Annotated in this window: 13 protein-coding genes and 1 pseudogene; 5 read left to right on the forward strand and 9 right to left on the reverse strand. The window is 67.1% G+C overall.

Annotation, left to right across the window (positions count from 1 at the left end):
• The first annotated feature begins 93 nt into the window (after positions 1-93).
• Positions 94-903 carry a TIGR02391 family protein gene (locus tag AC2VON_RS00780; RefSeq protein WP_486951237.1) on the forward strand — a complete coding sequence of 270 codons (810 nt, stop codon included), beginning with the start codon at positions 94-96 and terminating at the stop codon, positions 901-903.
• 18 nt (positions 904-921) lie between these two features.
• On the opposite strand, the gene AC2VON_RS00785 is transcribed toward AC2VON_RS00780, so the two are convergent.
• A complete protein-coding gene (locus AC2VON_RS00785) occupies positions 922-2,055 on the reverse strand; it encodes a hypothetical protein (protein ID WP_486951238.1) in 1,134 nt (377 codons plus the stop codon).
• Positions 2,052-2,549: a DUF4365 domain-containing protein gene (locus AC2VON_RS00790; protein ID WP_486951239.1), complete on the reverse strand. Its 498-nt coding sequence runs from the start codon at positions 2,547-2,549 to the stop codon at positions 2,052-2,054. Before AC2VON_RS00790 ends, AC2VON_RS00785 begins: the two co-directional genes overlap by 4 nt.
• Before the next feature lie 159 nt (positions 2,550-2,708).
• Between AC2VON_RS00790 and AC2VON_RS00795 the strand changes: the two genes are divergently transcribed.
• From AC2VON_RS00795 to AC2VON_RS00805, 3 genes are read left to right on the forward strand one after another with little or no spacing between them, the layout of a single operon-like run.
• Positions 2,709-5,171, forward strand: a complete 2,463-nt coding sequence (locus AC2VON_RS00795) for an AAA family ATPase (RefSeq protein WP_486951240.1) — start codon at positions 2,709-2,711, stop codon at positions 5,169-5,171.
• Positions 5,168-5,572 (forward strand): hypothetical protein, encoded by a 405-nt coding sequence (locus AC2VON_RS00800; protein ID WP_486951241.1) that lies wholly within the window; start codon positions 5,168-5,170, stop codon positions 5,570-5,572. Before AC2VON_RS00795 ends, AC2VON_RS00800 begins: the two co-directional genes overlap by 4 nt.
• Positions 5,569-5,991 (forward strand): hypothetical protein, encoded by a 423-nt coding sequence (locus tag AC2VON_RS00805; RefSeq protein ID WP_486951242.1) that lies wholly within the window; start codon positions 5,569-5,571, stop codon positions 5,989-5,991. The genes AC2VON_RS00800 and AC2VON_RS00805 overlap by 4 nt, the downstream gene beginning before the upstream one ends.
• A gap of 69 nt (positions 5,992-6,060) precedes the next feature.
• On the opposite strand, the gene AC2VON_RS00810 is transcribed toward AC2VON_RS00805, so the two are convergent.
• Positions 6,061-6,741: a hypothetical protein gene (locus AC2VON_RS00810; protein WP_486951243.1), complete on the reverse strand. Its 681-nt coding sequence runs from the start codon at positions 6,739-6,741 to the stop codon at positions 6,061-6,063.
• Between the two features lie 89 nt (positions 6,742-6,830).
• Here AC2VON_RS00810 and AC2VON_RS00815 point away from each other — a divergent pair, with 89 nt between their 5' ends.
• Entirely contained in the window at positions 6,831-7,427 is a 597-nt protein-coding gene (locus tag AC2VON_RS00815) for a uracil-DNA glycosylase family protein (RefSeq protein ID WP_486951244.1), read from the forward strand.
• 39 nt (positions 7,428-7,466) lie between these two features.
• Here AC2VON_RS00815 and AC2VON_RS00820 read toward each other — a convergent pair whose 3' ends face one another.
• The 6 genes and pseudogenes from AC2VON_RS00820 to AC2VON_RS00845 all read right to left on the reverse strand — a co-directional run.
• Positions 7,467-8,111, reverse strand: a complete 645-nt coding sequence (locus tag AC2VON_RS00820; protein ID WP_486951245.1) for a hypothetical protein — start codon at positions 8,109-8,111, stop codon at positions 7,467-7,469.
• Positions 8,112-8,174: 63 nt separating this feature from the next.
• Complete coding sequence (locus tag AC2VON_RS00825; RefSeq protein ID WP_486951246.1) at positions 8,175-8,693, reverse strand: hypothetical protein; 519 nt, start codon at positions 8,691-8,693, stop codon at positions 8,175-8,177.
• Positions 8,690-9,004: a hypothetical protein gene (locus AC2VON_RS00830; RefSeq protein WP_486951247.1), complete on the reverse strand. Its 315-nt coding sequence runs from the start codon at positions 9,002-9,004 to the stop codon at positions 8,690-8,692. The genes AC2VON_RS00825 and AC2VON_RS00830 overlap by 4 nt, the downstream gene beginning before the upstream one ends.
• A gap of 150 nt (positions 9,005-9,154) precedes the next feature.
• Positions 9,155-9,226, reverse strand: a pseudogene (locus AC2VON_RS00835) (site-specific integrase); the annotation flags it as partial.
• Positions 9,226-9,825: a PIN domain-containing protein gene (locus AC2VON_RS00840; RefSeq protein WP_486951248.1), complete on the reverse strand. Its 600-nt coding sequence runs from the start codon at positions 9,823-9,825 to the stop codon at positions 9,226-9,228. The pseudogene AC2VON_RS00835 and the gene AC2VON_RS00840, both read right to left, overlap by 1 nt.
• Positions 9,826-9,855: 30 nt before the next feature.
• Positions 9,856-10,263: helix-turn-helix domain-containing protein (locus AC2VON_RS00845; protein WP_486951249.1), on the reverse strand; the 408-nt coding region annotated here is incomplete at its 5' end.

Raw genomic sequence — 10,263 nt, forward strand, 5'->3', positions numbered from 1 at the left:
CACAGCCCAAGGAAGCGTCGGCGTCGACAGGCGACCCGAACCCATTTTCACGCCTACGAGGCGTCACCGACAGGGACAGGGGGCTGACTACCAATGGCAGCCAGCACCATTGCACCATTCGGCCACGGCTCGATCGAGAACATCGCCAGGATCATCGGAGAGCTGTACACCGGCCCCGAACTCACGCGGATCCTCGCCTCGGTGGGGATGCCGGACCCGCTCGGCGAAGGCCAGACGAAGTGGAAGCGCCTTGCCGCGAGCATGCAGGAGAAGCAGTACTCGCAGGGAGACGGCCGGCCCGTCCTGGCCGTAATTATCGCAGCGATGAAGCCTGAGATGGTCTGGGACCGCCAGGCCAAGGCTGTTGTGGCCCGTGACGAGCTGACCCAGGTGCTGTCACTGTCGGGCTATCGCTTGCGCGCCAACGGGACCATCGGCCCCGCCGAGAAGGCAGCCACCGCCTCGGAGGCGTCTGCTCGGAGCGAGCGGTTACGTAAGTTGTTGGAAGAGCGCCGCGCACACCCGGAGGTCATACGCCATTGCCGGGAGGAGCTGTTGCGTAAGGACCACTACGAAGCCGTTTTCGAGGCGGTCAAGGGCCTCGGTGCCCGCCTGCGGGAGAAGTCCGGACTCGATGAGGACGGGCGACCGTTAGTGCAGGCGGCACTGGGAGGCAAGTCGCCCCGGGTGCTGTTGACCGCATGCGCGACGGTCACCGAACGCAACGAGCAGCAAGGCGTCGCGCTCCTGGCTGAAGGAATCTTCGCCGCGTTTCGGAACCCGGCCGCTCACGAACCACGGCTGGTCTGGGAGGTGTCCGAGCAGGACGCGCTCGACGTGCTGGGAACCCTCTCGATGATCCACCGTCGCTTGGACGCGGCACGTACCAACGCGGCGCGCTGACGCCCACGCCGGTGACGCTCAGCCGGTTGGAGCGTCCAACATGAGCGGGGCGACGGCGTCCTGAGTAACGGCCTGCAATCCCTCGCGGGTGCTGTGCACCCGGCTGTTGACTACGACTGTCCTGCGCTCGCGTGCCCACTGCCACGCCTCGTCCAGTACCGGGGGGGACACGTTGACGGAAACGCTGGTGGTCCGGCCGTTGCGGGCGATCTCCACCGTCACCCTCCCAGTGTCGGCGTCATGGTCACGGTGCACACCTTGGATCGGTCCGACGAACTGCTCCGCCACGCGCGGCGTGGTCCGCGATTTCAGACGTCTGGCCACGTTCCCGATGCGCTCACTGGCCGTGGCAGGCACCGACACCGCAGTGAGACCCTTCGGGACAGGTCCACCCAACGGTGTCCACTCGAAGGCCGCGCTGAACTCTGTGACGGAGTCTGCGGTGAGCACCCGGTGCAGGGCGGCCACGAACTGGTGGCTGACGCCTGAACGGATCAGGTCCGGGTCGACGCTGGCACGGGGCTCACGCTCCGGTTGAACGACCTCCCTGTCCAACGTCGCGAGCGCCTCGGCGAAGGTGCGCATGACACGCCGCTCGGGAGGCTCCGGCGCGGTGGTGATGCCTATGTCCGGCAGGGTCGGCGGCTCCTGCTTCTTGGCGGGCGTCGGCTCGCTGAGCGGCAGCACGATCGGGATGATGAAGGATCCCTTGCGCGTGTGAGCCATCCGTGCGGAGGCGATCAGCTCGTCGCCGGTCTTGCTGTAGTTGCGGATCAGGGCACGCTGTCCCAGCGCGGTCGTCGCCGAGGACCTCAACATCGTCCAGCTCGACTGCACGAGGGTGACACCCGCGGCGTAGGGGATTGTGTCGCGGATGACGAGGTCCTTGGCCGCACGCAGATTGGCGATGTCTACCGCTTCGCCGCCGAGCCGCGCTGCCACATCGGCGGCGGTTGCACCTTCGAGCATCCCGACGCGCTCCGCGATCACTTGCCAGTCGATGCCGCCCTCGACCAACTCGTTCGGTACCGGCAACAGGTGCTGTGACGTCGGGTGGCGCCAAAGGCCCCCGACCTCGCCGACCTCATCGGGTGGTAGCCAGCCAGTCGCGGCGAGGTAGCGGACGACACGGTCATGCACTGTTGAGGTCACGCGCTCGCCGCCTTTCCCCACTCACTCGGCTGGTCGAACTCGCCGGCCCACGTTGCGAAGGTCTCGGCGGTGAGCCGATTCTGCGCTGGCAGTCTGACACTCTTGCCCCTCACCGAGTTCACCCGGGCCCACAGCGCTCGCGCGTGGACAACGGTGTGCCGGTCAGGGTGCTCAATCCACTCGGTCGGCGTCGACTTCTCCAGGCGGACGTACACCAGGAACACCGGAACCTGAGCTGCGGACCACTTCGTTTTCCAGGCTTCGGTCACCGGCACGGTGAGGCTGCCGTCCTTGTTCGTTGCCTTCGTGCCGGTCTTGATCTGGACCCGGACACCGCCAGCAATGAACTCCAGCGTCATGTCGACCGCCAGGTGGTCCTCGCCGCTGGATGTCTCGGCATGCGCGACGCCTGCCTGCGCCAGGAGGGACCGCAAGTACATGACGCCGAGACGACCAATCTGGTCCGCCGACTTGATGGACTGTGTCCCCGCCACCGCGTCAGGCTAGGTCGACACCGTGACGCGCGGATGTTGCCGGCATTGTTTGTGCTGGATCTGTGATCTTCTGGCCGCCTACCGGCTGGGCGGCAGTCTATCCACCGGCTGTGTCATGCCTGTGTGCGAAGCTGCGTGCACATCCGGTTGTGAGGGGGCGTGACAGTGGACGGTGCGGGGCTCGGCGGTTCGGTCGAGGCGGAGGTCTGGGAGCTACTGGCCGACAACGAGGCGGTTGCTGACGAGACCGTCTACCTCGTCGCCGCGGCGATGCGGGGAGACGACGAGTTCGCCGATCAACTCGGTGGGGACGCCCCGCCACCGGAGCAGCCGAAGATCGAGACGACTGGCGCTCCGCCGCCGCTGCGCGCCTTCCTCCGTTCCATCACGGTGTCGGGGTTTCGCGGCATAGGCGGGCGCGCCACCTTAGAGGTGAATCCCTACCGCGGGATCACGGTGATTAGCGGCCGCAACGGATCCGGCAAATCCAGCTTCGCCGAGGCGCTGGAGTACGCGCTCACCGGCACCAGCTACCGCTGGGAGGCCAAGAAGGGTCAGCACTGGCAGGCGTCGTGGCGGAATCTGCACGCCGGCGAACCGGCATCGATCAAGGTCGACTTCGCGATGGAACCCGACGACGACCGCGCCGGGACCGTCGCCACCGTCGGTGTGGACTGGCCGCCGGGCGGCAAGCTGAACGCGGCCGAACGCTGGTCGCAGATCAAGGGACAGAAGCGGGAGACCGTTGCCGCACTCGGCTGGGATCAGGCGCTCAAGACTCACCGGCCGCTGATGTCGTACGACGAACTCGGCGGGGTCTTCGAGGAAGGGCAAGCCGCGTTGTACGACGCGCTCGACACGCTGCTCGGGCTCGACGACGCCGCCGCGGCCGAGGGCCGACTAAAGGAAGCCGAGAAGCATCTCGGTGGGGCGCGCAAGATGGCGAACGAAGCCCGTACCCGCTTGCGCAACTCCCTGAGCGAGGCCGCCGACACTCGCGCGGAACAGGTGAAGAAGCTCACCGCGCGCGTGCCCTACGACCTCGACGCGATCAAGGCGACAACGCTGGGCACGGCGACCGACCAGGCCGCCATCATCGCGAAGCTGCGGCGGATCGCGGCGCTCGAGATCCCGCAGCCGGCCAAGGCCACAGAGGTCGCCGAGGAGCTGCGCGCGGCCATCGACGCGCACGCGGCCGAGGCGGACTCCGCGGTGAAGGCCCTGATCTCACGGTCGGCATTGCTGCGCGACGCGCTGCACCTGCATGCCGACACCGGCGACGGGGCCTGCCCCGTGTGCGAGACCGGGACCCTCGACGGCGCCTGGCGCACCGCGGCCGAGGAACGCCTGAGGGTCGCCGAAGCGAGCACCGCTAAGCACCAGGGCCTAGCGCAGCGACTGAAGCAGGCCCGCTCGGCGGCCGACGACTTCTTCGGAGAGGTCGCCGATGTTGCCGCGGTCGAGGGAGTCGACCTGGCCGCGCTCGCGCCGTTCGACGCGGCGCTGAAGAGCGCGCGCACGGCACCGGACTCCCTGGCCGACCGGCCCGGCCACGTCGAGCTGGCCGCGTTGGAACTCGACGAGGCGGCGGCGGCGCTGCGCAAAGAAGCCGCGGAGCGCGCGGACAGTCTGGAGGACGCGTGGGCGCCCATCGCTGGTGCGATCGTCTCCTGGGTCGAGCTGGAGGCCGCGGCGCGAAAGGACGACGCCAGCCTCGAGCAGGTCAAGCGGGCGTTGAAGTGTTTGCGCGCAGCCGCCGACACGCTGCGGGAGCGGCGCCTGGCACCGATGGTGGAACAGACCGGTGAGTTCTGGGAGCGAATGCGGCACGAGAGCAACGTCGACATCGGCAGCATCAGCCTGGAGGGAGTCGCCAACCGCCGCCACGTCGTCGTCGACGGCGCTGTGGACGGGGTGTCGACCGGAGCGCTGACGGTGATGAGCCAAGGCGAGCTGCACGCATTGGCGCTCGCCATGTTCATCCCGCGTGCCACCACGCCCGCGAGCCCATTCCGCTTCCTGGTGCTCGACGACCCGATCCAAGCGATGGACCCCGCCAAGATCGCGGGGTTCCTCGACGTGCTTGTCGAGCTCGGTAAGACCCGACAGGTGATCGTGTTCTCGCACGACGACCGGTTGCCGGCTGCGATCCGCGCACGATCGGTGCCGGCCCAGTTGCTCGACGTCACCCGCGAGCAGGGGTCGCTGGTCGTGGTAAAGGCGAACGACCTACCCGCAGACCGGTACGTCGCCGACGCCGAGGCCCTCATCCTCGACGACGACATCGACGACCTAATCAAGCGGAAGGCGGCACCAGGCCTGTTCCGGATGGCGATCGAAGCCGCCGCGCACCAGCGGTACTTCGGCGAACGCGCGAAGGCCGGCGTTCCGTACCACGAGACCGACATCGCGTGGGAGGAGGCGAAGACCACCCAGCGGAGGGTGGCGCTCACCGTTACCGGGGCCGCCGACGGGGACGTGTCCGGCTGGAAGTCGTATCGGACGCACAGGTTCCCGACACTGGCGATTTCCGCGTCGGGTACCCATCGCGGGGCCAATCTGGACCGCGGCACCATCCGCGATCTCCGCGACACCGTCCGCGACATCGTGGAGGGCCGGTGACCAGTGATGCCGAGGTCCTGCTCGCACGGGCCGACAAACTCCTCGACTCCCCGGACCGCACCGCGTTGGGCAACTCCGCCCGGTTGGCGGCGTTCCTCGCGCGGCGGGCCGTGGAGGATCTGATCGACGCCCGTTGCGCAGAGCTGACGGGAGTCCAGGTAGTTGTCGGGACCGCGAGGGCAAGACTGGCGGTGCTCAAGTCCCTCGACAAGACACCGGCGGGTCCGGCGCTCATCGACGCCTGGCACCAGTTGACCGGCTTCTGTCACCACCACGCGTACCAGCTGTCGCCGACGGTGCCGGAGGTGCGGGCGCAGTGTGCCGCGGTCGAGCGGGCCTGCCTCGGCGGAATGTCCGAATCGTCGCCAGGTTCCGCGCCTGGCGATACGGTCAGCCCGTGATCGCCGCGTTCAAACGTCCCAAGCTCACAAGCCAGCAAGTCGGGTCGGCTGGGGAGCATTTCGTCGCTGCCGAGATCCACCGGCGCGGTGGCTACGCCCTGACGTTCTCCGGGAACATGCACGACATCGACCTGCTGGCCAGCGACGCCGGCCACGGCCGCGTGATCAGCATCCAGGTCAAGACGAAGACGGCCGGCACGTGGCAGACGACCACCAAGAGAGCGGCGAAGGGGGTCGCTCCCGAACTTGAGACGAAGTTCTGGGTGCTCGTGGATCTCGCAAGGAGTACCCGGAGTTCTACGTGGTGCCAAAGTGGTGGATGGAGAACGATATTCACGAGGCACATAGCAACTACCTCGCGAAGTCCGGCGGGCATCGCGTCAAGAACGACGCCAGTACCCACCACGCCATCCCTGTAGCACCAATCGCCGCGTGGAAGGACAGGTGGGACGTGCTGGGTATCCTCCCTGCGAAGTAAGCGGGGACGCCTACTTCCGCCCTCGCTGGAACCGCCAGATCGCGTGGTCGAGGGCCGTCGCCGACATGTCGAGCTCCGCAGCCGCAGCGGTCACGATCCCCGCTGCGAACTTCGAGCCGACGTTGTGCCGCGGTACCCCCAGCGCGTCGGCCACGAAGCGGCAGATCATGCGGTCCGGCTTCACCCCTGCAACGCCGGCGAGCATCAGCACGTAGCGCCAAGTGATCCCGGAGCGCTGGCCCTTCACCGCGCACCAAGCCTTTCGGGCCCGATCCAGCTGGACCTCGTCGTCGTCGGCGGCTGCGCGCAGCGCCGCGGTGGTGTCGATTCCGTCGGCGGTGAGTACGCGGGCCGCTTCTCGGATCGCCTCCGCCTTCAAGATCCCGCCGCGGGTGGAGGTGCGGTTGCGGGTGCCGATCAGGCTGGCCCACGCGTCAGGTCCGTCCAACTCGTCGAAGGTGGCCAGCAGCTCCGCGGCGCCGTCGGTGGCGGGTTCCCCGCCGTGTTCGCGGCGATAGGCCCGGTAGCGGTCGAGCACGTTGCCCACGCTGGTGTAGTTGACGCCGGTGGACTGCACGCTGTCGATCACGCAGAGGGCGAGACCGTCCGGGTACCCGCCAGGCGCCTCGGCGCCGCGGAACTGTTCGCAGGCGGTGATGAGTGTGCTGAGTTGCTCGGCGGTGTGGAGCATGGGCGACAGTGTCGCACAAGCCACCGACGTGGGTGGGAACCTTTTCGGATTCGTGACGGTCGCTTCGGGGCCGGTGAGACCATCGCGAGATGGCGACGGACACGAAACGGCGGCGGCTGGACCTCATCGCCGAGCGGATCAGCACGTGCCGGCAGTGCCCGGCCATGAACGAGCCCGGCGTGACCGCTTCGGCACCGGGACGTGGGTCGGCGCACGCGCCCGTCGCCATCGTCGGGCAGAGCCTCTGCCGCAAGTGCATGGAGTCGGGGATCCCGTTCACCGGCGGCAGCGGTATCTACATCGACCGGGCGCTGGAACTCGCCGACCGGAAGAAGTCCGAGCTGTTCATCACGAATGTGGTGCACTGCCACCCCGAGGACGACAGGAAATCGCGTCCGTACGAGATCGAGAACTGCGTGAACTTCCTCCACGAGGAGCTGGACGTCGTGTCGCCGCGGCTGATCATCGGGCTGGGCGAAGACGCGGAGAAGGTGCTCACGGCTCGGTACCCCGTCGCGCGCCGCCTGGCGTGGCCGTTCACGAAGCCGCGGGCCGTCAAGCCGGACATGACGTACCTGCTGTTCCCGGAGCATCCCGGCTCGCTGCGGTTCAAGAAGACAGCCGACCGGGCGTACTACTCGCCGAGTCTCGCCCGCGCAATTACCTGGGGGTTCGGAGTCGGGTAGGCGCGATTCACGGCGGGCCTCACGCCCTCCCTCAGCGGGCTAAGACAGCAGCGGAAGCGCTGTGTCCATGATCGCCTTGCCGAACTCGGTCCCCGCTGCGACGGCCACCGACGTTGCCGCCTTCGTAGCCAACTCCTTCAACCGGCCCGGCTTCGGCTCCTCCGACTTCGACTCCGCGCGGATCTCCGTCACCAACTCCTCGGCGTCCGCACGGACCTTCTCATCGGTGACGTCGGGCAGCGCCCGCTCGATCGCCTCGGCGAGAGCCTTTGCCTGCTCGACCTTTTGCTGGACGTTCACGGTCTGCGTCGCGCCAGGACTATGGAACGCGACGGCGACGCCACTGCTGCCCTCGATGTGCAGGTACGGGCTATTCACCTCGGCCACGCCGGGCAGGTCACGCACGGACTTGCCTGACGCGGCGTACTTCTCGCCGTAGGTCGTCAGGTGCGGTCTGAGAATGGGTCCCTGCCAGGTGCCGTGGCCATCGACATAGCCTTCGTTCTTCAGCCACGCGACCGTGTCGTTCAACTCGTCGCGGGTGACCTCTGTGTCGGACCAGGCCGTCGCGGTCATGAAGTCCCCAGGCTCCGCCTGGGTGATGGTGCGTCCGTCGACGCGCAGCTCGTACAGCCATGCCAGCACGCCGTCCCTCAGATTCCAGAGACGCTCGGCCTTGTTCATCCGCTTCCTCCTCAGCTTGCGGTCGCAGTCAGCGTAAGCATGGGGGCCGACACGGCAGAGCGATCACTCGCCGGTGAGCGCCCGGCCGAACGCGATTCTGAAGTTCTTTAGCTGCCCGTACGACGGGAAGGGGCTGCGCGTCGTGCTGACGGGCAGGCCCGCGGTCGAAAGCGCGGGATACGCAACGTCGTACACGTCGGTCTTGATCAGGATGATGCGTTCGGGTTCGAGCTCCGCGATCCGAACCAGCACCGCCGGAAACTGCAGCCTCAACTGCAGCCTCAACTCCGGCCGACTGGCCCGGCTGTTCACGATGGGATCGGGTGAGGTCGATGAGGAAAACACCACGGTCGCGAGCTCTGCCAGCAGAGAGGCCTTGTTGGTCCGCGTTCGCTCGGCGTGTGGCAGGAGCACCTGCACGACCGCCCGGAACAGCCCGTCGTACTGCGCCACGTCCGGTAAGTAGAAGGAGCGGTCGTCGGCACCAGGTGGAGCTTGCGCGACAGGCAGCAGCCGGATCTTGTCGGGCTGGTATCGCGTGGCGGCCTCTGCCCGACGCTGCCTCACTTCAGCTGCGGTCATGCGCCGGCGCTGCCCACGCTCTCCCAGCGCGTCCACGTGCCAGTCGGGTACGTACGCAGCACCTCCCCGAGGTAGATGATCTCGAGGGTGCCCTCGTTCTCTTCGCCGCGCACCTGCCCTACGTCGAGGTAGCGGGTGCCGGCGACGTGCTCCACCTCGCCGGAGCGCAACCAAACCGTGACTGCACCCCGGTCGGACATCAGGCACTCGCGGTAATAGTGGGAGCGGCATTCCATCACCGACGTGGCCGTCGGCCCGGACGCTGCGTAGAACCGCTCAGCTGCTGTCACATCACTGCTGTTGTTTGTCATGTCGGCGACGCTACGGAGGAGGGGTGCACGAGCCTTGGGAACATCCCACCTGACCCACCGGCGTGGAGTTTGAGTTCGTACCCGCTTCGATCCCGGCTCTGGCCACCACGTTCTACCTACATAGACGCTGGTCATGCACTCGGTGGGATAGTTTGATTCGTCCGGTTCTTGTCCGATCTTCGGTGTGTGAATTTCGGTCGCGTGAAGTTGATCGAGGTTGGTCAGCCGGGTCGCCGGCTGTCTTCCGCCAGCAGCGGTAGCAGGATCTCGGCGACCTCGGTCATGTTGTGCCGTCTCACCAGCAGCTCCATGATCTGCTCCGGGGTCTGCGACGGATTCCCTCGGCGATTCGACATCTCCCGCAACGCGCGTACTCCCGCATGCGGGTGCGCTGACACCGTGTTGGCGGCGAACTGATGTGGGTGCACGGTCTCGATATCGGCCTCCACGAGCACGCGTGCTGTGCTGAATCCGGCCCGGCGATCGTCGGTGACGATGGCGTTGGCTTTACCGATGATCGCGGCGTGGGCGACGTGTCCGTCATCGGGATCGTTGAGCCCGTAGCTGTACTCCCGGTCTTTGGGGGCTTGCACCTCCGAGCCCGGAAACGCCTGCTTCAGCTGATCGAAGAGGTGCCGTCGGCGGCTGGCGCTATCGCTGATCCCGCGCTTGTCGTGCAGGCCGGCCAGTACGTAATCCAGCTCGAAGAGAATGCCAGATCCCCAGATGGGCGCGTACGCCTCCTCGGTGGCCAACTGCAGCAGGAAGTCACGCTGAAGGCTCGGCACCAGGGCACAGGTGTCGAGGACAGCGCGATACACATGGGCGAGTCTTTCAGACGCCGCGGACGGTCAACGCTTACGTTTCGCTTCGCCGAGCAACTCGGCGACCTCGTCGGCGTCGGCGTCCGCGAACTCCTCCGAGCTCTCGGTGATGAACCGGTTGCGCCGGGCGTGAAGCTCCTCGCGGTAGGCGAGGACATCGGCAAGCCGCAACTTGCGTCGGACCGCGCCGGGCACGTGTGCGTCTAACTCGCCGTCCTGGATAAGGCGAACCACCGTGGGGCGGCTGAGACCGAGGATCTCAGCGGCCTGCTGGGTGGAGATTTCCTGATCGCGGGTCAGGATGCTGATCGACTGGCCGTGACTAAGGGCGTGGGCGACACGCTTGAGAACGTCGTATAGCTGTTCGGTCAGCTCGACACGATCGTGTTCGCCTGCACCGGACAGGAAGAAGGCGGGCTCAGGAGAGGTCCCGTG

This window comes from Mycobacterium sp. TH-M82, from assembly GCF_057473605.1.

Excerpts from the sequence above, each read along its gene's own strand:
- AC2VON_RS00810 (WP_486951243.1), bottom strand. The coding sequence starts at position 6,741 with ATGCTCCACACCGCCGAGCAACTCAGCACACTCATCACCGCCTGCGAA.
- AC2VON_RS00825 (WP_486951246.1), bottom strand. The coding sequence starts at position 8,693 with ATGACCGCAGCTGAAGTGAGGCAGCGTCGGGCAGAGGCCGCCACGCGA.
- AC2VON_RS00815 (WP_486951244.1), top strand. The coding sequence starts at position 6,831 with ATGGCGACGGACACGAAACGGCGGCGGCTGGACCTCATCGCCGAGCGG.
- AC2VON_RS00830 (WP_486951247.1), bottom strand. The coding sequence starts at position 9,004 with ATGACAAACAACAGCAGTGATGTGACAGCAGCTGAGCGGTTCTACGCA.
- AC2VON_RS00780 (WP_486951237.1), top strand. The coding sequence starts at position 94 with ATGGCAGCCAGCACCATTGCACCATTCGGCCACGGCTCGATCGAGAAC.
- AC2VON_RS00820 (WP_486951245.1), bottom strand. The coding sequence starts at position 8,111 with ATGAACAAGGCCGAGCGTCTCTGGAATCTGAGGGACGGCGTGCTGGCA.